Below are 24221 nucleotides of genomic sequence, written 5' to 3'. Positions count from 1 at the left end.
GGGCCTGCAATGTCCGTAGATAGCACCGAGATCCCTTCCGCGCTGCCGGCTGGCACCACGCCCCCTCCACCGCTCCCACCGCTTCACCCCTCCTCGTCGACCGGCCACATCCGCCTGACCTCGCATGCCGGCGGCTTCGGCGCACTGCCCATCCAGTGGGGCGCGGGCACCGCCACCGAGCGCGGCCCCGTGGTCGGCACGACCACCAAGCGCGCGCACCGCAACGTCATCGGCACGCACAGCGGCTCGTACAGCGTGTACCGCGCGCTCGCGGTGGCGTCCGGCGCCTTGAAGCGCGAGCACAAGGCCGACCTCACCAACACATCGCCCACCGACGTGATCGGCCCCTATCCACAGTGGGGCGAGCCGGGCCGCATCGTCTCGCTCGACCCCTGGGGTGCGCTGGTGGCCGACGCGTTTTCCACCGAGCTGGCGGCGGGCTACGACATCCGCCCGACCATCGCGATCACCAAGGCCCACGTGATCCTGCCCGAGGTGATCGAGGCGCTGCAAAGCGGCCGCCTGAAGGCCGACGGCCACTTTCTCACCTCGGGCGGCGCCGCGATGGTGACCAAGGCGGCCATCGAGCCCGTGTGGTATCTCCCCGAGGTGGCGCGCCGCTTCGGCTGCTCCGAAACCGACCTGCGCCGCACGCTCTTCGAGGAGACCGGCGGCATGTACCCGGAGCTTGTCACGCGCTCCGACCTCGAAGTGTTCCTGCCGCCCATCGGCGGGCAGACGCTCTACATCTTCGGCAACCCGCGCGACCTGGCTAACCCCGAGGTGGAACTCACCGCGCGCATCCACGACGAGTGCAATGGCTCCGACGTGTTCGGCTCCGACATCTGCACCTGCCGCCCCTACCTCACGCACGCGATCGAGGAATGCATCCAGGGCGCGCAGCGCGGTGGCGTCGGGCTCATCGCCTACTCGCGCAAGGAAGGCCGCGCGCTCGGCGAGGTGACCAAGTTCCTGGTCTACAACGCCCGCAAGCGCCAGGTGGGCGGCGACACGGCCGACCAGTATTTCGCGCGCACCGAGTGCGTGGCCGGCGTGCAGGACATGCGCTTCCAGGAGCTGATGCCCGACGTCTTCCACTGGCTGGGCATCAGGAAGATCCATCGGCTCGTGTCGATGAGCAACATGAAGTTCGACGCGATCACCGGCTCGGGCATCGAGATCGGCGAGCGCGTGAACATTCCCGATGCACTGATCCCGGCCGACGCCCGCGTCGAGATGGACGCCAAGATGGCCGCCGGCTACTTCACGCCCGGTCCGGTGCCGGACGCCGAGGAACTGAAAAAGGCCAAGGGCCGCGGACTCTCCGAATGACGACCAGCCGAAACACCGACCCGAACATGCCCGTCGACGGTTCCGGCAGCCTGCCAGCCGGCGGCGCGGGCAAGGTCGACCCATCGATCGAATTCACCGCAGACACCGCCCACCCGGCCGGCGCGGCCTCGCTGCTGCGCACCACGGCCGCCATCCGCCAGCGCGCGGGCGCCCTGCTGGCGCGCGCGCGGCGCGGCGAGTCGCAGTGGTTCCGCATCGGCAGCGACGACGCGCTCGAAGACGCGGCGCGCACCGTGGCCGAGGTCACGCGCGAGCGCTATCCGTGGGACACCATCCCGTACCACAGCCGCTGGCGCCACTTCGAGGCCGGCGGCATCGACCGGCTGAAGCAGCTCGACCAGCTGCTCGGCAAGGGCATCGACGCCCGGCAGCGCGCCCGCGCACACATCGACCTCGTGCTGGTGAGCGTGCTGCTCGATGCCGGCGCCGGCGCCGACTGGCGCTACACCGAGCCCGCCACCGGCGAGCGCTACACGCGCTCCGAAGGCCTGGGCGTGGCGAGCTTCCATGCCTTCACCAGCGGGCTTTTCTCGTCCAACCCCGACCACCCGCTGCAAGCCGACGCGGCCGGCCTCAAGGGCCTCGTGACCGACCGGCTGGGCGACGCCTTCCAGGTCAGCGACGTCAATCCGCTGGTGGGCCTTGCGGGCCGCGCCACGCTGCTGCGCCGGCTCGGCGAGGCGATGAGCGAGCAGCCCGAGACCTTCGGCGACGACGGCCGACCCGGTCGCCTGTTCGACGCGCTGGTCGGCCCCTACGGCCCGGCCGCTCCGCCCACGGCCGAGATCACGGCGCACCAGATCCTCTCGCTGCTGCTGGAGACGCTCTCGCGCATCTGGCCCTCGGCGAACTCGGTGGACAGCATCGCCATCGATGGCAGCGACAGCGCCGGCGGCATCGGCTCGGGCGACCCGGCGCTGGCGCTCGGCGACTGCTGGCGCCACAGCGCGGTGCGCGGGCCCGGTCTCACCAACGGCTGGATGCCGTTCCACAAGCTCTCGCAATGGCTCACCTATTCGCTGCTCGAACCCTTCGAATGGGCGGGCGTGAAGGTGCGCCACCTCGACGCGCTCACCGCCCTGCCCGAATACCGCAACGGCGGCTTGCTGATCGACAGCGGCGTGATCGTGCCGAAGGATGCGGCTTTTCTCACCCGCCGCTGGAAGGCCAGCGACGAGTTCATCGTCGAATGGCGCGCGCTCACCGTGGCGCTGCTGGACGAGGTGGCGCCGCGCGTGCGCAAGGTGCTCGACCGCACCGAGGAAGAGCTGCCGCTGGCCTGCGTGCTCGAAGGCGGCACCTGGGCCGCGGGCCGGGCGCTGGCACAACGCTTGCGAGATGGAGCGCCACCGCTCCTGATCGAGAGCGACGGGACGGTTTTCTGATTGATCGGCCGCCCCCTGCGAGATCTCATGACACCTTCAAAGAACGACGAGGCCATCCGATCCTACGAATCTTCCGCCGAGGCCTATGCCCGGCAGATCGATCCGCATCCGCCCGCCGAACGCGAGGCCGCGCTGCGGCGCCTGGCGGCTGCGGTGCAGCCGGGAGCGGCCGTGCTCGAAGTCGGCTCCGGCACCGGCCGCGATGCCGATTTCCTCGAGACCCTCGGCCTGAAGGTGCGGCGCACCGACGCGACGCGGGCCTTTCTCGAACTGCAGATGCAACGCGGCAAGCGGGCCGAGCTGCTGAACATACTCACCGACGACTTCGGCGGTCCCTGCGACGCTGTCCTGGCGCTGTGCGTGCTCCTGCACGTCGAGCGCGATCTGACCGACCGGGTGCTGCACAAGGTCGCCGGTGCGCTGCGGCCGGGTGGCGCGTTCCTGGTCTCCGTCCGGGACGAGACCGGCGCGGCCGGCGACCGTCGCAATCTCACGTTCTGGGACCGTGCCGGCTTCGCCGCCCGCCTGGAAGCCGCCGGCCTGCGGGTCGACTGGGACGACCGGCACACCGACGAAGACGGCGACACCTGGCTGACTTTTCTGGCCGGCAAGACAGGGGACGGGCCACGTCCCCTGGACTTCTAGTCTTTTAGACTCACGGCTTCACCCAACGACAACAACGAGCCGATCGCTTCGCGGTCCGACCCTTCCAATGAGCAGCAGCAACGTCCACCTCGTCGACCACCCCCTCGTCCAGCACAAGCTCACGCTGATGCGCCGCAAGGACGCGTCCACCAACAGCTTTCGCCGGCTCCTCAACGAAATCAGCATGCTCATGGCCTACGAGGTCACGCGCGACATGCCGATGCAGGACATCGAAGTCGAAACCCCGCTGGAGACCATGCAGGCCAAGGTCATCGATGGCAAGAAGCTGGTGCTGGTGTCGATCCTGCGCGCCGGCACCGGCATCCTGGACGGCATGCTGACGGTGGTGCCCGGCGCGCGTGTCGGCCACATCGGCCTGTACCGCGACCCGAAGACGCTCACGGCCGTCGAGTACTACTTCAAGATGCCCGGCGAGATGGAGAACCGCGACGTGATCGTCGTCGATCCGATGCTGGCCACCGGCAACTCGGCGGTGGCCGCGGTCGAGCGGCTGAAGGAGCTGAACCCCAAGTCGATCAAGTTCGTCTGCCTGCTGACCTGCCCCGAGGGCGTGAAGACCTTTCAATCCGCGCACCCGGATGTGCCGATCTACACCGCGGCGATCGACCGCGAGCTGAACAGCCACGGGTACATCCTGCCTGGCCTCGGCGATGCGGGCGACCGCATCTTCGGCACGCAATAGGCTCGCCCCCAGGCTGCGCGGCACTTCGTGTCCGCTTCTCCTTCCCCCTACCGGGGGCAACACCTGAGGCCCGGCGAAGCCGGTTCCTCGGTGTTTCCCGAATGGGGTCGGAGGCAGAGCGGGCACGGAGGTTGCTGCACTTGTTTTTTTACGACCGAGGAGAAGACCTTGACAGCACGCCGTCAGTTGATCATTCGTTCCGTCGCCATCGCCGCGGCACTTGCGGCCGGTGCGCCGGGCATCGCGCTTGCGCAGGCCAAGCTCAAGGTGGCGGCGGTGTACACCGTGCCCTTCGAGCAGCAATGGGTGGGCCGCATCCACAAGGCGCTCAAGGCGGCCGAGGCGCGCGGGGAGATCGAATACAAGGCCACCGAGAACGTCAGCAACGCCGACTACGAGCGCGTGATGCGCGAGTACGCCACCGGCGGCAACCAGCTGATCCTGGGCGAGGTGTTCGGCGTGGAAGCGGCGGCGCGCAAGGTCGCGAAGGACTTTCCCAAGGTTGCGTTCCTGATGGGATCGTCGCTCAAGCCCCAGGCGCCCAACTTCAGCGTGTTCGACAACTTCATCCAGGAGCCGGCGTACCTGAGCGGCATGGTGGCCGGCGGCATGACCAAGAGCAACCGCATCGGCATGGTCGGCGGCTTCCCGATTCCCGAGGTCAACCGCCTCATGAACGCCTTCATGGCGGGCGCGAAGGAAACGAACCCGAAGGTGGAGTTCAGCGTGAGTTTCATCAACAGCTGGTTCGACCCGCCCAAGGCCAAGGAAGCGGCCTTCGCGATGATCGACAAGGGCGCCGACATCATGTACGCCGAGCGCTTCGGCGTCTCCGATGCCGCCAAGGAAAAGGGCAAGCTCGCCATCGGCAACGTGATCGACACCCAGAGCCAGTACCCCGACACGGTGGTCGCCTCGGCCCTGTGGAACTTCGAGCCCTCGGCCGACCGCGCGATCAAGCTCGTGAAGGAAGGCAAGTTCGCCGCCGAGGACTATGGCGTCTACTCGCAGATGAAGCACAAGGGCTCTGAACTCGCGCCACTCGGCACCTTCGAGAAGAAGGTGCCGGCCGACATCGTTGCGAAGGTGAAGGCCAGGCAGGCGGACATCCTCTCGGGCAAGTTCACCGTGAAGGTGGACGACGGCCAACCCAAGTCAACCGCAAAGTGAGCGAACAGATGACGATGCGCTGGCGCACTCTTCTCGCGGCCGGCGTGCTGGCCCTCGGCCTCACGGGCTGCGTCGGTGTCTACAAGGGCACCGGCGTCAGCATCAACAGCAGCACCCGGCTGGACGACACGCCGCGCATCGCGGTGGTCTCGGCCTTCGAGCCCGAGCTCAAGCTGCTGCTCGCGCGCCTGCAGGGGCCTGCGAAGCACAGCGTGAACGGCGTCGAGTTCACCACCGGCACGCTCGAAGGCAAGCCGGTCGTGCTGTTCCTCTCGGGCATCAGCATGACGAACGCGACGATGAACACGCAGCTCGTGCTCAACCGCTTTCGCGTGACGAGCATCGTGTTCAGCGGCATCGCGGGCGGCGTGAATCCGTCGCTGCACGTCGGCGACGTGACGGTGCCCGCGCAGTGGGGCCAGTACCTCGAGGTGCTGATGGCACGCGAAACAGCGCCCGGCAAGTACACCGCGCCGCCCTTCATCAAGGACGCCACGTTCCCCAACTTCGGGATGGTGCATCCGCGCCCGGTCGAGGTCCGCTCGGCCGCGAAGCCGGAGATCGAGCGCAAGTTCTGGTTCGAGGTCGATCCGAAGATGCTCGAGGTGGCCCGCAGCATCCGTACCGTCGACCTGGCGAACTGCAGCGCCGGCAAGTGCCTCGCGCGCAAGCCCCAGCTCGTGATCGGCGGCAATGGCGTCTCGGGCCAGGCCTTCATGGACAACATGGCGTTCCGCCAGTACACCTTCAAGACCTTTCAGGCCAACGTGCTCGACATGGAAACCGCGGCCGTGGGCATGGTGGCCTACAGCAACGGCGTGCCCTACATCGCCTTCCGCTCGCTCAGCGACCTCGCGGGCGGTGGCGACGGCGAGAACGAGATGGGCACCTTCATGGGCATTGCGGCGGACAACTCGGCCAAGGTGATGCTGGCGTTCCTGGCTGCGTGGAAATGACTCCGCCTTCGCTCCCTCCCCTTCCGGGGGAGGGTTGGGGTGGGGGCACGCGGCCTTCGATCGATCGCAGCGGTGTAGCAAGCGCCGCTTGCCCCCATCCCAGCCTTCCCCCGGGAGGGGAAGGAGCAAGACCTTCATGACCAACGCAACCGTTCTCCGCCTCCAGGGCATCACCAAGCGCTTCGGCACCCTCGTCGCGAACGACGCCATCTCCCTCGACCTGCAGGCCGGCGAAGTGCTCGCGCTGCTCGGTGAGAACGGCGCGGGCAAGTCCACGCTGATGTCGATCCTGTTCGGCCACTACGTCGCCGACGAAGGCAGCATCGAGGTGTTTGGCGCGCCGTTGCCGCCGGGCAACCCCAAGGCCGCGCTCGCCGCGGGCGTGGGCATGGTGCACCAGCACTTCACGCTGGCCGACAACCTGAGCGTGCTCGACAACGTGATGATGGGCACCGAGCCCCTGTGGCGGCCGGTTTCGCGCCGTGCCGCTGCGCGTGCCCGGCTGCTCGACGTGGCGCAGCGCTTCGGCCTGCCGGTGCAGCCCGACGCGAAGATCGGCAGCCTCTCGGTCGGCGAGCGCCAGCGTGTGGAAATCCTCAAGGCGCTGTACCGCGGCGCGCGCATCCTGATCCTCGACGAGCCGACCGCCGTGCTCACGCCGCAGGAAAGTGAAGCGCTGTTCGCGACGCTCGCGCAGATGGTGGCGCAGGGGCTGTCGGTGATCTTCATCAGCCACAAGCTGGGCGAAGTGCTGCGCGTGTCGCACCGCATCGCGGTGCTGCGCGGCGGCAAGCTCGTGGCCGAGGCGCGCACGGCCGACACGACGCAGGCGCAGCTCGCGCTGTGGATGGTCGGCCATGCGGTCGAGGCGCCGCAGCGGCGGCCCGCCAAGACGGTGGGCGATGCGGTCTGCGTACTCGACCATGTGAGCACCGCATCGACCAAGGACGGTGGGCAGGACCGGCTGCGCGAGGTGTCGCTGACGCTGCGCGCCGGCGAAATCACCGCCATCGCAGGCGTCTCGGGCAACGGGCAGGTGGCGCTGGCCGAACTGCTCTGCGGCACGCGCCGCGCCGTCTCGGGCACTGCCCAGTTGATGGGCCGCGCGCTGCCGCCCTCGCCCGCCCGGCTGGTGCAGCGCGGCGTGGCGCGCATCCCCGAAGACCGGCATGCGGTCGGCGTGGTGGGCGATCTGCCGGTGTGGGAGAACGCAGTGTCGGAGCGGTTGCGCAGCCCGGTGTTCTCGCGCTGGTCGGTGTTCGTGCGGCGTGCGGCTGCGCGGCTGCATGCGCGGCGCATCGAAAAGGCATTCGACGTGCGCGGCGCGGGCCTGATGGCGCCGGCCCGCTCGCTCTCCGGCGGGAACATGCAGAAGCTGATCCTGGGGCGCGCGCTGCTCGCGCCCGAGCAGGTGGAAGACATCGAGAACAAGAAATACCCGAACCGCGCCCCGCGCCTGATCGTCGCGCACCAGCCGACCTGGGGTCTGGACATCGGCGCCGTCGCCTACGTGCAGCAGCAGCTCATCGCCGCGCGCGATGCCGGTGCGGCGGTGCTGGTCATTTCCGACGACCTCGACGAAGTGCTCACGCTCGGCGACCGCGTGGCGGTGATGCACGGCGGCCATCTCGGCGAAGCGCGCCCGGCCGCGGCGTGGACGCGCGAAGCCATCGGCCTCGCGATGGCCGGCGCCACGAAAGGCGCGCCATGATGCGGCTCGAACGACGCCACGAAACCTCGCGCGCCGCGCTGGTGCTGGCGCCCATCGGCGCGGTCGTGTTCACCATGGTCGTGAGCGCGCTGCTCGTGCTGTGGGCCGGTGCACCGGTCGGCCGCACCTACGCGCTGCTGCTGCAAGGCGGCTTCGGCTCGGTGTTCGCGTGGAGCGAGACGCTGACGCGCGCGATCCCACTGATCCTCACCGGCCTCGCCGCGACTGTCGCGTTCAAGGCGCGGCTCTTCAACATCGGCGCGGAGGGGCAGCTCTTCGCTGGCGCCCTCGCCGCCGTGGCCGTGGGCGGCATGCACGGCGGCACGGGCTTCGAGCTCTCGCCCTGGGTGCTCTTCCCGCTGATGATGCTGGCCGCCGCCGTGGCGGGCGCCCTGCTGCTGCTCGGCCCGGCGCTCATGAAGAACAAGCTCGGCGTCGACGAGGTGGTGACCACGCTCTTGATCAACTTCATCGTGCTGCTCGGTGTCTCCGCGCTGCTCGACGGGCCGATGAAAGACCCGGCCGCCATGGGCTGGCCCCAGAGCGTGTCGCTGCAGTCCGATCTCGAACTGGGCAAGCTCATCGCCCAGACGCGCGTGCACACCGGGCTGCTCTGGGCTGTGTCGCTCGCGGCGATCGTGTGGGCGATCTTCAAGTACACGGTGCTGGGTTTCGACATCCGCGCGGTCGGCGCGAATGCGCGCGCCGCCGCGTTTGCCGGCGTGCCAGTCACGCGCACTGTCGTGATGGTCGCCCTGCTCTCGGGTGCGCTGGCCGGACTGGCCGGCGCCATCGAGGTGGCGGGCCGCACCAGCTACGTCACGCTCGACATGTCGCCGGGCTACGGCTACACGGGCATCGTGATCGCGATGCTCGCCGGCCTGCATCCGCTGGGCGTGATCGCTGCCGGCGTGTTCGTGGCCGGCGTGCTGGTGGGCGCCGACACCATGAGCCGCGCGGTGGGCGTGCCGACCTACATCGCCGACGTGATCGTCGCGGCCTCGCTGATCGCGGTGCTGGTGGCGACGCTGCTGACGCAATACCGGGTGCGGATGACGAAATGACCGACCTTCTCGACATCCTCGCCAACCCCTCTTTCTGGGTCGCGGTGCTGCGCATCGCCACGCCGCTCATCCTCGGCACGCTCGGCGTGCTGCTGTGCGAACGCGCGGGCGTGCTCAACCTCGGCATCGAAGGGATCATGGTCGCAGGCGCCTTCACCGGATGGCTCGCCGTGTACGCCGGCGCGCCGCTGTGGGTCGGCGTCGGCGTGGCGGCGCTCACGGGCATGGTGTTCGGATTGCTTCACGCCTTCCTGACCGTGGGACTTGCGCTCTCGCAGCACGTCTCCGGCCTCGGCATCACGCTGCTCGCGACGGCGCTCAGCTACTTCGGCTACCGCGTGAGCTTTCCGAAGGTGAACACGCCGCCGACCATCACGCCCTTCGCGCCGATGGACTGGCTGCCCGTGCCCATCCTCAATGCGCAGACCGCGCTCACGCTGTTCGCGCTGTTGCTGGTGCCGGCGGTCGGCTGGGTGCTGTACCGCACGCCGCTCGGGCTCGCGCTGCGCATGGTCGGCGAGAACCCGCAGGCGGCCGAGAGCCAGGGCGTGTCGGTCGCGGCCACGCGCACCGGCGCCATCGTCGCGGGCTCGGCGCTGATGGGCATGGCCGGGTCGTTTCTTACGCTCTCGGCCTTCAACGCCTTCTTCTTCAACATGGTGAACGGCCGCGGCTGGATCTGCGTGGCGCTGGTGGTGTTCGCCTCGTGGCGGCCCGGCAAGGCCCTCCTGGGTGCGCTGCTGTTCGCCTTCTTCGATGCGCTGCAACTGCGGCTGCAACAATCGGGCGACGCCGTGCTGCCCTACCAGCTCTACCTGATGCTGCCGTACCTGCTGTCGATCCTCGCGCTGGTGCTGGTGGCGCGCAAGGCCAGCTATCCGCAGGCGCTGATGAAGCCGTACCGCAAAGGGGAACGCTGAGATGATGAAGACGACCGCTGCCACCCTGCTCGCCGCGCTGCTCGCGCTCGGCGGCACCGGCGCCCATGCGCTGGGCAGCGACTACAGCTACGACACCTTCAAGACGCCCGATGCGGTCAGCTGGGTGCAGCTATGCGGCACCTGGGGAAAAGACCACCAGGGCACCTACCGCGTGGTCCATGCGGACCAGTACGCGCAGTCCTTCCTCTACGTGCAGTGGATGACGCGCGATGCCAACGGCGGCCTGCATGCCGAGCACACGGTCGCCATCGCCGAACTCGACAACGACCATGCCGAGATCGCACTCACCGACATCACCTGCCGCGCCACGCCGCGCGGCATCGTGGTGACGGCGAAGGCGGCGTCCGGACATGACGACAAGCTGCGACGAGTGACGATCGAGGTCGGGCCTGCGGCGGGGCAGTACCGCTATCGGGCGCAGCGCACGCGCTGAACGACAGTCCAGGAACTCTCACGATGCTCGACCTCCTCATCACCAACGCCACCCTCCCCGACGGCCGCACCGGCATGTCGATCGCCGTGCAGGACGGCCGCATCGCCGAGGTCACCGAAGGCCTGGACGCCCCGGCGCATGAAAAGCTCGACGCGCAAGGCATGCTCCTCGCCCCTCACTTCGTCGACCCGCATTTCCACATGGACGCCACGCTGAGCTACGGCCTGCCGCGCGTCAACGAGAGCGGCACGCTGCTCGAGGGCATCGCGCTGTGGGGCGAACTCAAGCCGCTGCTCACCGCCGATGCGTTGATCGAACGCGCACTGGCGTATTGCGACTGGGCCGTGGCCAAGGGCCTGCTGGCGATCCGCACGCACGTGGACACCAGCGACCCGAGCCTGCTCGCTGTCGATGCGCTGCTGGAGGTCAAGCGCCAGGTCTCGCCCTACATCGACCTGCAGCTGGTTGCCTTCCCGCAGGACGGCGTGCTGCGCTCCCCAGGCGGCGTCGAGAACCTCACGCGTGCGCTCGACAAGGGCGTGGACGTGGTCGGCGGCATTCCGCATTTCGAGCGCACCATGGCCGACGGCGCCGCCAGCGTGAAGCTGCTGTGCGAGCTGGCCGCCGAGCGCGGCTTGGCTGTAGACATGCACTGCGACGAGTCCGACGACCCGCTCTCGCGCCACATCGAGACGCTGGCCTTCGAAGCACAGCGCCTGGGCCTGCAGGGCCGCGTGACGGGCTCGCACTGCACCTCGATGCATTCGATGGACAACTACTACGTGAGCAAGCTGCTGCCGCTCATCGCGCAAAGCGGCGTGGCCGTCATCGCCAACCCGCTCATCAACATCACGCTGCAGGGCCGCCACGACACCTACCCCAAGCGCCGCGGCATGACGCGCGTGCCCGAGCTGATGGCTGCCGGCGTGAACGTCGCCTTCGGCCATGACTGCGTGATGGACCCCTGGTACGGCATGGGCTCGGGCGACATGCTCGAAGTGGCGCATATGGGCCTTCACGTCGCGCAGATGACGAGCCAGGCCGGCATCCGCCAGTGCTTCGAGGCGGTGACCACGAATGCCGCGCGCGTGATGCACCTGGAGCGCTATGGCATCGAGGCCGGCTGCGACGCGAGCTTCGTGCTGCTGCAGGCGCGCGATGCGGTCGAGGCGATCCGGCTGCGCGCGACGCGGCTCAAGGTGTTCCGCAAGGGCAAGCTGCTGGCGGAAACGCCGGCGGCCACGGCCACGCTGCATCTGCCGGGCCGGGCACAGGCGAGCAGTTGGATGATCCCCAGGGCCTGAGCCCATGCAGGGCCTCGCGTTCCGGCCGATGCAGGCCTCGGACCTACCCCTGCTGCACGAATGGCTCGGTCGGCCGCATGTGGCCGAGTGGTGGGGCCCCGCGCCGTCGCAGGCCGAAGTCGATGAAGACTACGCGCCGATGCTGTCGCCCGCATCGACCGACCGCGCGTACATCGCCTTGCTGGACGAGGCACCCATCGGCTACATCCAGTCCTACGTTGTCATGGGCTCGGGCAACGGCTGGTGGGAGGACGAGCGCGATCCGGGCGCACGCGGCATCGATCAATTTCTCGCCGATGCCGGGCAGTTGAATCGCGGACTGGGCAGCGCGATGATTCGCGAATTCGTCGACCTGCTGTTCCTCGACGCGGCTGTGACGAAAGTGCAGACCGACCCGTCTCCGACCAACCACCGCGCGATCCGCAGCTACCTGCGTGCCGGTTTTCATGAGCAGGGTGAAGTGACCACGCCGGATGGCCTCGCATTGGTGATGGTGCGAACCCGATGAACAACGATCCCTGGAGACAGACAACATGAAAGTCCACGGCGCCTGCCATTGCGGCCAGATCACCTACGAGGCCGAAGTCGATCCCGACAAGGTCAGCCTGTGCAATTGCGCCGATTGCCAGGTGCTCTCCGGGACGGCCTACCGCGTCTCCGCACCCGTGCCGGCCGAAAACTTCAGCCTGCTGACCGGCCAGCCCAAGGTCTACGTCAAGACCGCTGAAAGCGGCACGCGCCGCCGGCAGAGCTTCTGCGAGAACTGCGGAACGCCGATCGCGTCGAGCCCGGACGTCGATCCACCCGTCAGCTATTCGCTGCGTATCGGCAGCATGGCGGAGCGGGACCAGTTGCCGCCGCGCAGGCAGCAGTGGTGCAGGTCGGCGCTCGGCTGGTCGCAGGACATCAGCGGCCTGCCTGCCAAGCCGACCCAGTAGGGCTCATCCCCGGCCAGCCCGTTCGAGGTCGCACCACATGTGCACCTTCGCGAGCAAGGCACCGTCGACCGCGATGGCCAACGGCTCGACACCGAAGACCTGGAAACCGCAGCGCTCGTACAGCGTCTGTGCAGCCGCGTTGCCTTCGGTCACCGTGAGCTGCACCAGGCGCAGCCCGCCGTGCGCGCGCGCATGGTCGAGCACGGCCTGCACCAGCCGACGGCCGAAGCCCGCGCGGCGCGCCGAAGCCATCACCGACATGCCGAACAGCGTGGCCTTGTGGCGCGCACGCTCGCGGTGCTCGACGCTCAGGCCGGCGGCGCCGACCAGCACGCCCTGGTCGTCGAACGCACCGTAGACCACGCTCGCCGCATCCGCCTGGGCGCCGAGACGCTTCTCCCACCAGCCGAGCGGCAGGCCCTCGCGCTCACCGACGGTGGAAGTGAAGGCACTGGGATGCGTGGCGTAGGCATCGAGCATCACGGCGCGGTACGCCACAGCGTCCGCGGCGGTCAGCCGGCGGACGACGTTGCGGTCCTTCACGGTGTGTTCTTCAGAAGCGGACACAGACGGATTGCCTTTCCTGCAGCACCGCCTCCTGGCCGAAGTTCTTGCGGTACGTGTCGATGATGCCGGCGATGGCCGCATCGTCCTTTGCATTGCGCGGATGCAGCAGCACCACCAGCTTCGACGGCTCGCGCACCACGCCGCCCGAGGCGCCGCGCCATTGGCCGACGGCATCGAGCACGGTCAGGCCCTGCGGGAACGCGGGGGTCATGGTGGTGTCGAGAAAACCGGCCCACTGCGCATCCGAGACCTGACCGCCGGCCGGTATGGCCCGGCCGAAGAAGAGCGTGTCGCGCTCGAAGGCATCGAAGCCGGTGTCGCAGGTCTTGCCGGCCGTCGAGGCGGAAGGCAAGGTGCCGCAGGCTGCGAGCGCTGTCACCATGAGCGCGATCAGCGTCAGGCGGGCACGGGAAGCAACGTGCGTCATGGGCGTTCAGGCCTCGGGGGCGATCGCCTCGGCGTACTCGTAGAGCGCACCGAGGATTTCTTCGCCGCGTTCGTCCGCCGTTTCGGACAACGCATCGACTTCGCTGAACAGCTGCTCGATGGTGCGCACCCCACCCTCGCCGTGGAACAGGCGCGCCACGCGCAGCGCCTCCCAGCGTTCGGTCTCTTCGGGGGCGAGCGATTCGGGCCAGTTGCGCGCGCGGTAGCGGAACACGATCTCTTCGAGGCGGCCGTCGTCGAAGCCGGTGCGGTCCTTGGCAAGCTCGCCGGCCGAGAGGCCGCGCAGTTGGTTCAGACGCCGGCGGTCGGCGTTGCCGACGAAGCCGCCGTAGAGGTCTTCGTCCACATCGGGCGTGGCCTCCTTCGGCCGCGCATACACCTGCGACCAGATCGCGCTCATGTCGGGCAGGTCGCGCGCGATGGCGGCGTGGCGCATCGCGGTGTCGAGGTCGACGCCCCAGCGCTCGGCCATCGGCGCTGCGAGCGTGCGCAGGTTGCCCACCACCATCGGCGACTTGTTGAGGTGGATGCCCTTCACGGGCAGGCGCACCACGCCTTCGGGCAGGTCGGCTGTGCGGGTGAAGAGCCGAAGGCGCAGCGTCTCGACGTCGAGGTCGCGCAGCTCGCTCGGGTCATGGGCGAGGTCCCAGGCGATCAGCTCGTTCTTGTTGGTCGGGTGGCTCGCCAGCGGCCACATCACGGCGAGGCAGCCGCGTTCCACCGGGAACATCCCCGAGACGTGCAGGAAGGGCTTGGCGGTTTCGCGCATCGCGGGCAGGCCGAGCTCGCTGGCGACACGATCCTTCCTGTGCAGGCCGAAAGCGAAGTCGAACAGCTTGGGTTGCCTGTCGCGGATCAGCCGGGCCAGCGCGATGGTCGCGCGCACGTCGGAGAGCGCATCGTGCGCCGACTCGTGCAGCAGGCCGTTGGCGCGCGCCAGGTCTTCGAGCTTGAAGCTGGGCTTGCCGTCTTCCTTCTTCGGCCACTCGATGCCCTCGGGGCGCAGCGCATACGTCAGGCGCACCACGTCGAGCAGGTCCCAGCGGCCGCAGTCGTTCTGCCACTCGCGTGCGTACGGATCGATCAGGTTGCGCCAGAACATGAAGCGCGTCACCTCGTCGTCGAAGCGGATGGTGTTGTAGCCCACGCCGATGGTGGCGGGCTGCGAGAAGGCGCGTTCGATCTGCGCGGCGAAGTCGTGCTCGGGAATGCCGCGCTCCAGGCACACCTGGGGCGTGATGCCGGTGATGAGGCAGGCCTCGGGGCTGGGCAGGTAGTCCGGCGCGGGCTTGCAATAGATCATCAGCGGCTCGCCGACTTCGTTCAGCTCGGCATCGGTGCGGATGGCCGCGAACTGCGAAGGCCGGTCGCGACGCGGCACGGCGCCGAAGGTTTCGTAGTCGTGCCAGAGAAAGGTGTGGTTCATTCAGAGCAAGGGTGAAAACAAGCGCGCAATGGAATCGCCGAGGCGACGCCAGAAATTCTGTGGCCGGTTGGCGCGCACCGCGCCGGAACTGTGCAGGTCGGTCTCGAACTGCGCCGCCAACGGCCGGGCCAACTCGGGGCCGTAGACCACCGCGCAGACCTCGAAGTTGAGCCGGAAGCTGCGGTTGTCGAAATTCGCGGTGCCGATCATCGCGCAATGCTCATCGACCACCAAGGTCTTGGAGTGCAGCATGCGCGCCTTGTATTCCCAGACCTTCACGCCCGCGGCGATCAGCTCGTCGAAGTACGAGCGAGCGGCGGCGCTCACGATGGCCGAATCGCTGCGGCGTGGCACGAGCAGGCGCACGTCGACGCCGCGCAGCGCGGCGCTCGTCAGTGCCATCAGCGCGGGTTCGCCGGGCACGAAGTAAGGCGTGGTGAGCCAGGCGCGGTGCGTGGCCGAATGGATCGCCTCGACATGCATGCGATGGATGGGCTCCAGCATGTTGTCGGGGCCGCTGGTCACGATCTGCACGGGGATGTCGCCGGCCTCGAGCTGCGGCAGCATCGCAGCCATCGTGTCGTCCATGCCGCGCGGGTCTTCACCGGTGGCATAGGTCCAGTCTTCGAGGAAGGTGGTCTGCAGCCAGCGCACCGCGCTGCCCTCGATGCGCAGGTGAACGTCGTGATACGCGTCGGGATTGGTGCGCTTGTCTTCCTCGTCGGTGATGTTCACGCCACCCGTGAAGCCCACGCGGCCGTCGCACACCACGATCTTGCGGTGGGTGCGGTAGTTGGTCACCGGGCGCAGGCGCCGGCCGATCTTGGTGTCGTGGAACAGCGCGACCTTCACGCCCGCTTCGAGCATCGGCGCCATGAACTTGCGGCCGACGCGCTTGGAACCGAGCGCGTCGAGCAGCAGGCGGACGACGACGCCCTCTTTCGCGCGTTCGACCAGCAGGTCGCGCAGCGCGGTGCCGATCTTGTCGGGCTCGAAGATGTAGTACTCGAGGTGGATGTGGTTCTCCGCCGAGCCCACCGCCTCGAAGATCGCGTCGAAAGTGCGCGCGCCGCCCGAGAGCAATTCCACATCGGATGCGCTCGACACCGGCAACCCGCAGGCCGCGGTGCCCAGCCGCGCCATCTGCTGCAGCGCCGGTGGCGCGTTCTGCGCCGCGTCGCGCAGCCGGGCGAGATCAGCCTGCGCCGACGCCCCGGCACGGCTGCGCAAGCGCTTGATGCGCTGCTTGCGCAGGCGCTGCGGCCCGAGGAAGTAATAGATGACGAAGCCCGCGAACGGCAGCAGCGCCAGCGACAGGATCCAGCTCATCGTGGACACCGGCGCGCGCTTCTGCATCACGATCCAGATCGACAGCACAGCGATGTAGCCGCTCCACGCGAGGGAGAGGCCGGTTTTCCATTCGTGGCTGAGTTCGGGGAGGATCAAGGTGACGAATGCGGGTGGATGGGTTTCGGCGGCCCAAAGAAAAAGGCCGGCAGCGCGATGCTACCGGCCTTTGGAGGCGGTTCCGCAGCCTCGTCGGCCGCGGAATGCCCGGTTTCTTATTAGCCCGTGGCGGCTTCTTCGGCCTCGGGCTTGGACTTGCCTTCCTTCTTGGGCAGAGGCTGGATGTCCAGCAGCACTTCGTCCTTGTCGTCGAGGTCGACTTCGAGGCGGCCACCGTCGGTCAGGCGACCGAACAGCAGTTCGTCGGCCAGTGCACGACGGATCGTGTCCTGGATCAGGCGCTGCATCGGACGCGCGCCCATCAACGGATCGAAGCCCTTCTTCGCCAGGTGCTTGCGCAGCTTGTCGCTGAAGGTGACTTCCACCTTCTTCTCGGCCAGTTGCGTTTCCAGCTGCAGCAGGAACTTGTCGACCACACGCAGGATGACGTTTTCGTCGAGCGCCTTGAAGTTGACGATGGCATCCAGCCGGTTGCGGAACTCGGGCGAGAACAGGCGCTTGATGTCGCCCATTTCGTCACCGGTCTGGCGCGGGTTGGTGAAGCCGATGGTCGCCTTGTTCATGGTCTCGGCGCCCGCGTTCGTCGTCATGATGACGATGACGTTGCGGAAGTCGGCCTTGCGCCCGTTGTTGTCGGTCAGCGTGCCATGGTCCATCACCTGCAGCAGCACGTTGAAGATGTCCGGATGCGCCTTCTCGATCTCGTCGAGCAGCAGCACCGAATGCGGCTTCTTCGTGACGGCTTCGGTCAGCAGACCACCCTGGTCGAAACCGACGTAGCCGGGAGGAGCGCCGATCAGGCGGCTCACCGCATGACGCTCCATGTACTCCGACATGTCGAAGCGGATCAGCTCGATGCCCATGATGTAGGCCAATTGCTTGGCCGCTTCGGTCTTGCCGACGCCCGTGGGGCCGGAGAACAGGAACGAGCCGATCGGCTTGTCGCCCTTGCCCAGGCCCGAACGCGCCATCTTGACCGCGGAGGCCAGCACTTCGAGTGCCTTGTCCTGGCCGAACACCACGCTCTTCAAGTCGCGCTCGATCGTCTGCAGCTTGCTGCGGTCGTCGTTGCTGACGTTGGCTGGGGGAATGCGCGCGATCTTCGCCACGATTTCCTCGACCTCGGTCTTGCTGATGGTCTTCTTGCGCTTGCTCGGCGGCAGGATGCGCTGGGCGGCACCGGCTTCGTCGATGACGTCGATCGCCTTGTCGGGCAGGTGACGGTCATTGATGTACTTGGCGCTCAACTCGGCCGCGGCCTGCAGGGCTGCCACCGCGTACTTCACGCCATGGTGCTCTTCGAAGCGCGACTTCAGGCCCTTGAGGATGTCGACGGTTTCCTGCACCGACGGCTCGACCACATCGACCTTCTGGAAACGACGCGACAGGGCCGCGTCCTTCTCGAAGATGCCGCGGTATTCGGTAAACGTGGTCGCGCCGATGCACTTGAGCTGGCCGCTCGAGAGCGCGGGCTTGAGCAGGTTCGACGCATCGAGCGTGCCGCCCGAAGCTGCGCCCGCACCGATCAGCGTGTGGATTTCGTCGATGAAGAGCACGGCGTTCGGCTTGTCCTTGAGCGACTTGAGCACGCCCTTCAGGCGCTGCTCGAAATCGCCGCGGTACTTGGTGCCGGCCAGCAATGCGCCCATGTCGAGCGAGTAGACCTGCGCCTCGGCGAGGATCTCGGGCACGTCGCCCTGGGTGATGCGCCATGCCAGGCCTTCCGCAATCGCGGTCTTGCCGACACCGGCCTCGCCCACGAGCAGCGGGTTGTTCTTGCGCCGGCGGCACAGGATCTGGATGACGCGCTCGACCTCGTATTCGCGGCCGATCAGCGGATCGATCTTGCCGTCCTTGGCGAGCTGGTTGAGGTTTTGCGTGAACTGCTCGAGCGGCGATGCCTTCTCGTTGCGTTCGCCGCCGCCCTCTTCGCCTTCGCCCTGGGGGGCTTCGCCGCTGCCCTTGACGGCTTCCGGCGGATCGCTCTTCTTGATGCCGTGGGCAATGAAGTTCACCACATCGAGGCGGGTCACGCCCTGCTGGTGCAGGTAGTAGACCGCGTGCGAGTCCTTCTCGCCGAAGATCGCGACCAGCACGTTGGCGCCGGTGACTTCCTTCTTGCCGTTGCCGGTGGACTGCACATGCATGATGGCGCGCTGGATCACGCGCTGGAAACCCAGCGTGGGCTGGGTGTCTACATCGTCGGTACCCGCCACTTGCGGCGTGTTGTCCTTGATGAAGTTGGTGAGCGACGCCCGAAGGTCGTCGACGTTCGCCGAGCAGGCGCGCAGAACCTCTGCGGCGCTCGGGTTGTCCAGCAAAGCGAGCAGCAGATGCTCCACGGTGATGAACTCGTGGCGCTGCTGCCGGGCCTCGACGAAGGCCATGTGCAAGCTGACTTCCAGTTCTTGGGCAATCATGTGATTTCCTTTTGCCTTGCTGTAAATAAGTTCTCAGATGGGTTGGAGCTTGCGCAATTCAACAGGTTCACGCAACTGGCTCACTGACACATTGCAGCGGGTGCCCAGCCTGCTGCGCGGCCTCCATGACCTGATTCACCTTGGTGGCCGCCATGTCGCGGGAATAGACCCCACAGACACCGCGGCCATCGAGATGGATCTTCAACATGATCTGCGTTGCGGTTTCGCGGTCTTTGCTGAAGTACTCCTGCAGCACCACGATCACGAACTCCATGGGGGTGTAGTCATCGTTCAGCATGACCACTTGGTACATCTGGGGCGGCGCAGTTTTCTGCGGCCGGCGCTCCAGAACGACCGAATCTCCGTCATCCCCGGCCGGTTTTTGGGCCGGAGGGGTGGGGGGAGTCTTGGGAATTCTCGTTGCCATGAAAAAGATTCTATAGAGCGTGCAAGCACCGTGCCGACGCGAGAGGACTTGGTGGCGCGTATTCGACAAATCAAGGGGCTTGCGTCGCGCACGACAACACGAGGCGTGAAATAAATCGGCGAATTGCCGGCCTGCTCTCAAGTCAATGTGGCTTTGCCACTTGAATTGATCCCCCACGGGGGGCGGGCTGGGCGCAGCCCGGCCCTGGGGGCGCTCAGATATTGCGCAGGATTGGCTTATTTGGCGCTGACATTTTCCGGCTGCGCGGCCGGACGGGAGGCGGCAAATCGGGCGGCAAGGCGTCGATTTCCTCATCGGTGAGCTCTCTTTCGGGCTCCTCCGGCACGGCGACAGGCACCGGCTGCGGCCGGCGGACGCTCATGGCTTCATCCATATCTGCAGGAGCCGGGGGCGGCACAGGTGTATATCTTTTTTCCGGCTCGCGACCCGATGGCTGCCCCGTGTTCGGCTTGGGAGGCCTGGGAGGCCTGGGAGGCCTGGGAGGCCTGGTGGGCCCGGGGGTAGCAATGGGCTCAAGCAGCAACGCGCGCCATTCGGCCTGTCTCTGGTCTTCCTGCTCCGACTGCCAGCGCTTCAGTTCGCGCAGCAACTCCCTGTGGCGCTCCGTGTGCTGCCGCCCCAGAAGCTCCAATTCAACGCGCGCCGCCTTCTGTACCCACTGCGGCACGCACAGCAAGGCCTGCTGCAAGTCCCGCTGGACTTGCTCGCTGGCGAGTTCGAAAGCCCGTCGCTGCGCCTTCAACTGCGCGCGAGCCGTCAGCGAAAAGACCCAGGCGCCCAAACCCGCGCCGAATGCTCCCAGGGCGATGCAGGTCACCAGAAAGCAGATCTGCATCTCAAGCTCTATCAAACACGTTCCCCCTCTGAATCCCATTTCTGCAACAGATCGAGCGGAATGGCATTGGCGACCAGCGCAAAGCGCTGGCCGACCATGCGCTCGGCCTGCTTGAGCAACACCGCCACCGGGCTGCTGGGTTCGTGGTTTTCGAACCACTCGCGCGCGCTACGAATGGCCCGGAGCACGTCGTCGCGCGGAGCGGGACCGGAAACGCTCGGGCGCTCGGTGCCTTCGCGAGATGAGACGGGCTCGGCGCGGTGGATCGCGTCGATTTCGTCGAAAGGCTTCAGGAGGTCGATCAACGCCTGGAGCGAAGGCGCGTCCCCACTCAGTTGGCGCGCCGCCCAGTCAGCGATCTGCCGGGACGCCCGCAGCGCTTGCGACAACAGATTCACCGGCGCATCGGCATCCCCGTTCGCAGCAAGACGCAATTGGGTGAGCTGCTGCGCGACCGATTCAGGACTCGGCGCGTCGGCCAGGCGCGGCACCGACCAGGCTCGCTCGATTTCGCGCACTGTCAAATGCCTCGCGGCATTGGCCGCGACAACGATCTCCCGCACATCGCCCAGCAATCCATCGGGGTCCGCCAGCGCCGCCAGGGCGTTGGCGCGCACCGCCGGATCACGCTCCCCCTCGACAACGAGCTGCGGATGCACCGCGTCGGGCCAGCGCTCCAGCACCTCCGAGAGCACGGCCAATGACTGTGCAAGCCCCGCGGCCTGCGCCAGCCTTGTGCGCGCCCGGCACAACCAGACGAAGAGGTTGATGTCCCGGGTCCGCAGCAGCAGGCGGCGGCAATCGCGCTCGATCTCGGCCCAGTTCGGCGCTTCCGGCGTTCCGACGAACTGCCCGTATTGCGCATCGCCGCGTGGCGACATGCGCGAGAGCAGCACGGCGTACTCCGCGTCGTATTCGAGACTGGGGCCGCAAGGAGCCCTGGCGTTCAAGGGCTCGAGCTCGATGGCCGGCACGAGGGGACTGTCAACGTAGGTCATGGATGTCGGGGGAAAGGAGTCAATGAACGGCCTGGGCGACCTGGGTGACCTGGGTGACCTGGGTGACCTGGGTGACCTGGGTGACCTGGATATTGCTGCGATGGCGCACGCCGATGTATTGCTCCGGCTCGAACACCATTCCCACGGTGAAGCCGACAACCTGCGCGGCTTGGCCCTTCGAGCCGCCCAACCACGTCGACCATCCGAGCTTTTCCGAATCATCGAGCCGGGCGGGCGGCGTGCTGTCGTTGCGCAGACGCAGCTCGACCTCCCAGACGAACTCGTGGCCGATGAAGCCCCGCACCCATTCGACGAGCAGCGGGAGGTCTCGCCCGTGGGGGGTGAAGCGCAGGTACTGGTCGAGCGTCAATGGGCCGATCACCAACCGGAACTTGTTCTGCCGATCGGCCACGACCTCTCCCGCAATCGCCCCCACCGCCATGACGCTGGAAGCGCGTGCCTGGCCCAGACGGCACTGGTCCTCGTCGTCGATGCGAATCCAGTGCAGCACGAACTCCTGGAGCTGCACGGGAACGGCGAAGAAGCGAGCGAGCGTGGCAGCCAATCCGTCGGGGTTGCGGGCCTCGCGGGTCAGGTGCGTCGAGGCCGCAAGGCGGGCGTGCGTGGGCAGTGCCGAGTCGCGGATCTCCAGCGGGTCATGCCCCGTGAGGCGAGCGACGTAACGACTGAACGCCTCGTCTTCCGCGCGGTCCAGCCCCGCCGCAGCCTGGCTCTGCGCCCACGCGCGGTACATGTGCGTCAGGTAGCGGTGGTGGAAAAGATCCAGGAAATCCGCCAGCGTGCTGTCGTTGTGGTTCTCGACGCGATCGCGGATCAGCTCCGTGTAGTGCAGCGGAAGTGGTCCGTTCGGGCCCAGCAGGCCCAGGCCGTACACGCGCACCGTGGGAAGGTTCGGGTTGTTTCCCGAGCGCAGCGGTGCCGCTCCTGAAAAGGCCGGTTGGTGATCGCCCGGCAGCGCCGCGCCGGCAATTTCGCGCGGCGCAAATATCAATGCCGCCACCTGTCCCAACCGAAAGGACTCTTGTTGTGGACGGCTGGCGAGCCCGATGGGAGGCTGTGGCGAGCAAGAAGCGCCGAGGCGCCTCAGCACGGCAAAGAAGCCGAACTTCCAGGGTGCAGCGCGCAATCGCGTGAACATTTCCTGCAACGCAGGTCTGGCAGGAGACTCCTTCACAGAACACCCTCGCGATCATTGTCGCCATGGCGATCGCCCACGCGCGTCGAACCGATCCGAACATGGCTGTCCGGCGAGAGATCGTGATGCTCGCGTCGCGTCAGGCTGGGTAACGAGACCGTGGCTTCGCGGGCAAGCTCCGGCGCGAACATGCCCAGCAGTTCCTGCGAGGGCTCCGCATCGAGAAGTCCCGATCTCGCGAGCGGTTCGAACGCCCCGATGATCTGGTCGATGCCTTCGCGCGGCAGCAGGATGTCGCGCAGCAAGGGATACGTCTCGGCTTGCCTGCTCAATTCTTCCAGCGTGGGGGCTGCCTCTGCACCGAGAAGCACGAAGCCTTCCCACGGATTGCGACCCGCGAGTTGGCCGGGATCCTGGACCACGCGCACGAACTCCTCGTGCAACTCGTCCAGCAGAACATCTGCAGGTCCGGCGTCGAACAGAGGCTTTGCCGAAGGCGCGGTCCGCGCTTCGAGCCGCGGTCTTTCATCAAGCAATGCAGCCAAGATGTCCGCGGCGGGGCGAGACCTTGCACCGGCGATATCAAGCACGCCGAAAGGGTCGGCAAGAGAGTCGATTCGCCGGCCGCCGTCGCTGCCCCGGCCATCCAGGTCGCGCAGCTCGAAGGCTTGTGGCGACGCGGAGCCGATGTCCCGGTCTTCGGGCGCGGCCAACTGGACCGCTTGTGTTTCGATGGCCGCAGGCATCCGTTCGGGCGCCTGCTGCGCCTGTTGCGCCTTTTGCGTCCCTTGCTCCAGCACGAAGCGCAGCAGCCCCAGTTCAAGCGTGTCGCCCACGGCGACAGGCACCACCGCGCCGGCTCGGACCCGCTTGCCGTTGCGTGCGCACATCAGCGTGTAGCTGCCATTGCTCAATTGCCATCCCTCCGCTTCCCCGCGCCAGGCAATGCGGCACAGATTGGCGACGCCCCCTCGGCCAACGCTCTGGTGCTCGGCCCGCAGTTGGAGGCTATCGGCCATGCCTGCGCCGGCCGGCGGAATCAACATGGTTTCGTGGCGCGCCTCGCCACTGCTGTGGGTGAGGCGAAGAATCAACGGCGCCACGGGAGTGTTACCAGTGCGAGGGGTGCCCGTATTCACGGCGAGACGCTCCACAATCTTTTCAGCTCGTTGGCCGCACCGATGAACCGGCCATTCGCGTCCTGTTGCCAGAACGCGCTCTTGGCATGCGCGCCTTGCAGGCGGTGCGGCCAATCGGCCCAGGGAAGATGGCGGACGCCATGCAGTTCGGCCGCGGGATCGTTGCGAGGGGCTGGGCCTGTTCGCTGATCGAGCAGGGCTTGCATCCAGCGAACGCGCTGTACGGAGAAATTCTTTTCCAACTCGCGGCTCTCCACCCGCAGAGCGCGCAACGTGGTCTCCAGACCGTGAATATCGGCACGACCCATGCATGCCTGGCGGGCGACGGCACGCGCAAGCCAGAACTGCCAATCGAGCGGCTGACGAAGCTGTGCCTCGAAATGCCGGATGGCCCGGCGCGGCAACTCCTGCTGATAGATCACCAGGGGATGAGGCCGCCCCGCCTTGTCGACGGACAGCGCAATCACGCCAAGCACGAACGGTTGCCGCGCAAACGGCAAGGTGCCGGGCGGCAGCGCGAACGCGACCGGTACCGACATGGCTCTCGCGGTGACGTCGATGTCCGCGTCAAGGCCGTGCGCCGCAAACCATTGCGACCACGCCTCCGCTTCACCGTGCCGCACGCCGCTGCGCACGAGGTCCGTGTGACCCGGCAGCCTGCCCCAGATAGCCGGTGGAGATGCGCGCCAGGGAGCGAACAGTCTTGCGAGCATGA

24 protein-coding genes are annotated in these 24221 nt (G+C 67.3%); 13 read left to right on the top strand and 11 right to left on the bottom strand.

Features of this window, described 5'->3' with window-relative positions:
- Nucleotides 1-9 precede the first annotated feature (9 nt).
- The 13 genes from NU688_RS06290 to NU688_RS06230 all read left to right on the top strand — a co-directional run bounded on the left by NU688_RS06290 (nucleotide 10) and on the right by NU688_RS06230 (nucleotide 12603).
- Nucleotides 10-1332, top strand: a complete 1323-nt coding sequence (locus NU688_RS06290) for a GTP cyclohydrolase II (RefSeq protein WP_257859664.1) — start codon at nucleotides 10-12, stop codon at nucleotides 1330-1332.
- The gene (locus NU688_RS06285) at nucleotides 1329-2738 is read left to right on the top strand and encodes a URC4/urg3 family protein (RefSeq protein WP_257859663.1); all 1410 of its coding nucleotides are present in this window, start codon (nucleotides 1329-1331) and stop codon (nucleotides 2736-2738) included. Before NU688_RS06290 ends, NU688_RS06285 begins: the two co-directional genes overlap by 4 nt.
- 27 nt (nucleotides 2739-2765) lie before the next feature.
- The gene (locus NU688_RS06280) at nucleotides 2766-3383 is read left to right on the top strand and encodes a bifunctional 2-polyprenyl-6-hydroxyphenol methylase/3-demethylubiquinol 3-O-methyltransferase UbiG (protein WP_257859662.1); all 618 of its coding nucleotides are present in this window, start codon (nucleotides 2766-2768) and stop codon (nucleotides 3381-3383) included.
- 67 nt (nucleotides 3384-3450) lie between these two features.
- Entirely contained in the window at nucleotides 3451-4086 is a 636-nt protein-coding gene (upp, locus tag NU688_RS06275; RefSeq protein ID WP_257859661.1) for a uracil phosphoribosyltransferase, read from the top strand.
- 168 nt (nucleotides 4087-4254) lie between these two features.
- Nucleotides 4255-5256: a BMP family protein gene (locus NU688_RS06270; RefSeq protein ID WP_257859660.1), complete on the top strand. Its 1002-nt coding sequence runs from the start codon at nucleotides 4255-4257 to the stop codon at nucleotides 5254-5256.
- Between the two features lie 8 nt (nucleotides 5257-5264).
- Nucleotides 5265-6212 carry a 5'-methylthioadenosine/S-adenosylhomocysteine nucleosidase gene (locus tag NU688_RS06265; protein WP_257860531.1) on the top strand — a complete coding sequence of 316 codons (948 nt, stop codon included), beginning with the start codon at nucleotides 5265-5267 and terminating at the stop codon, nucleotides 6210-6212.
- Between the two features lie 136 nt (nucleotides 6213-6348).
- Nucleotides 6349-7923, top strand: a complete 1575-nt coding sequence (locus tag NU688_RS06260; RefSeq protein ID WP_257859659.1) for an ABC transporter ATP-binding protein — start codon at nucleotides 6349-6351, stop codon at nucleotides 7921-7923.
- Nucleotides 7923-8987, top strand: coding sequence for an ABC transporter permease (locus tag NU688_RS06255; protein ID WP_257860530.1), 1065 nt, complete (start codon nucleotides 7923-7925; stop codon nucleotides 8985-8987). The genes NU688_RS06260 and NU688_RS06255 overlap by 1 nt, the downstream gene beginning before the upstream one ends.
- Nucleotides 8984-9907, top strand: a complete 924-nt coding sequence (locus NU688_RS06250) for an ABC transporter permease (protein WP_257859658.1) — start codon at nucleotides 8984-8986, stop codon at nucleotides 9905-9907. Before NU688_RS06255 ends, NU688_RS06250 begins: the two co-directional genes overlap by 4 nt.
- Before the next feature lies 1 nt (nucleotide 9908).
- On the top strand, nucleotides 9909-10361 hold the full coding sequence (locus NU688_RS06245; RefSeq protein WP_257859657.1) for a hypothetical protein: 453 nt from the start codon (nucleotides 9909-9911) through the stop codon (nucleotides 10359-10361).
- 23 nt (nucleotides 10362-10384) lie between these two features.
- On the top strand, nucleotides 10385-11665 hold the full coding sequence (locus NU688_RS06240) for an amidohydrolase family protein (RefSeq protein ID WP_257859656.1): 1281 nt from the start codon (nucleotides 10385-10387) through the stop codon (nucleotides 11663-11665).
- A gap of 4 nt (nucleotides 11666-11669) precedes the next feature.
- Entirely contained in the window at nucleotides 11670-12173 is a 504-nt protein-coding gene (locus NU688_RS06235; protein WP_257859655.1) for a GNAT family N-acetyltransferase, read from the top strand.
- A 25-nt stretch (nucleotides 12174-12198) separates the two neighbouring features.
- Nucleotides 12199-12603, top strand: a complete 405-nt coding sequence (locus tag NU688_RS06230) for a GFA family protein (RefSeq protein ID WP_257859652.1) — start codon at nucleotides 12199-12201, stop codon at nucleotides 12601-12603.
- Nucleotides 12604-12606: 3 nt separating this feature from the next.
- Here the strand turns inward: NU688_RS06230 and NU688_RS06225 are convergent, their stop codons facing one another.
- From NU688_RS06225 to NU688_RS06175, 11 genes are all read right to left on the bottom strand, one after another.
- Nucleotides 12607-13146, bottom strand: a complete 540-nt coding sequence (locus NU688_RS06225; protein ID WP_257859651.1) for a GNAT family N-acetyltransferase — start codon at nucleotides 13144-13146, stop codon at nucleotides 12607-12609.
- A gap of 10 nt (nucleotides 13147-13156) precedes the next feature.
- Complete coding sequence (locus NU688_RS06220) at nucleotides 13157-13597, bottom strand: DUF3574 domain-containing protein (protein ID WP_257859650.1); 441 nt, start codon at nucleotides 13595-13597, stop codon at nucleotides 13157-13159.
- A gap of 6 nt (nucleotides 13598-13603) precedes the next feature.
- Entirely contained in the window at nucleotides 13604-15043 is a 1440-nt protein-coding gene (gene sbcB, locus NU688_RS06215; RefSeq protein ID WP_257859648.1) for an exodeoxyribonuclease I, read from the bottom strand.
- Nucleotides 15044-16489, bottom strand: coding sequence for a cardiolipin synthase (cls, locus tag NU688_RS06210; protein WP_257859647.1), 1446 nt, complete (start codon nucleotides 16487-16489; stop codon nucleotides 15044-15046).
- Nucleotides 16490-16608: 119 nt separating this feature from the next.
- On the bottom strand, nucleotides 16609-18930 hold the full coding sequence (gene clpA / locus NU688_RS06205) for an ATP-dependent Clp protease ATP-binding subunit ClpA (RefSeq protein WP_257859646.1): 2322 nt from the start codon (nucleotides 18928-18930) through the stop codon (nucleotides 16609-16611).
- A 67-nt stretch (nucleotides 18931-18997) separates the two neighbouring features.
- Nucleotides 18998-19357, bottom strand: a complete 360-nt coding sequence (gene clpS / locus NU688_RS06200) for an ATP-dependent Clp protease adapter ClpS (RefSeq protein ID WP_013541678.1) — start codon at nucleotides 19355-19357, stop codon at nucleotides 18998-19000.
- A 214-nt stretch (nucleotides 19358-19571) separates the two neighbouring features.
- Nucleotides 19572-20213, bottom strand: a complete 642-nt coding sequence (locus NU688_RS06195) for a hypothetical protein (protein ID WP_257859645.1) — start codon at nucleotides 20211-20213, stop codon at nucleotides 19572-19574.
- An 11-nt stretch (nucleotides 20214-20224) separates the two neighbouring features.
- Nucleotides 20225-21211 (bottom strand): ImpA family type VI secretion system protein, encoded by a 987-nt coding sequence (locus tag NU688_RS06190; RefSeq protein WP_257859643.1) that lies wholly within the window; start codon nucleotides 21209-21211, stop codon nucleotides 20225-20227.
- 19 nt (nucleotides 21212-21230) lie between these two features.
- Nucleotides 21231-22370 carry a type VI secretion system baseplate subunit TssG gene (gene tssG, locus NU688_RS06185; protein ID WP_257859641.1) on the bottom strand — a complete coding sequence of 380 codons (1140 nt, stop codon included), beginning with the start codon at nucleotides 22368-22370 and terminating at the stop codon, nucleotides 21231-21233.
- 32 nt (nucleotides 22371-22402) lie between these two features.
- Nucleotides 22403-23470: a TagK domain-containing protein gene (locus NU688_RS06180; protein WP_257859640.1), complete on the bottom strand. Its 1068-nt coding sequence runs from the start codon at nucleotides 23468-23470 to the stop codon at nucleotides 22403-22405.
- A gap of 32 nt (nucleotides 23471-23502) precedes the next feature.
- Nucleotides 23503-24219: a TagF domain-containing protein gene (locus NU688_RS06175; protein WP_257859639.1), complete on the bottom strand. Its 717-nt coding sequence runs from the start codon at nucleotides 24217-24219 to the stop codon at nucleotides 23503-23505.
- Between the last annotated feature and the right edge of the window lie 2 nt (nucleotides 24220-24221).

The organism is Variovorax sp. ZS18.2.2 (assembly GCF_024701975.1).
Lineage (GTDB): Bacteria > Pseudomonadota > Gammaproteobacteria > Burkholderiales > Burkholderiaceae_C > Variovorax.
Note: the sequence above shows the minus strand (reverse complement) of the source record. Positions and strands in the feature narration are given on the sequence as shown.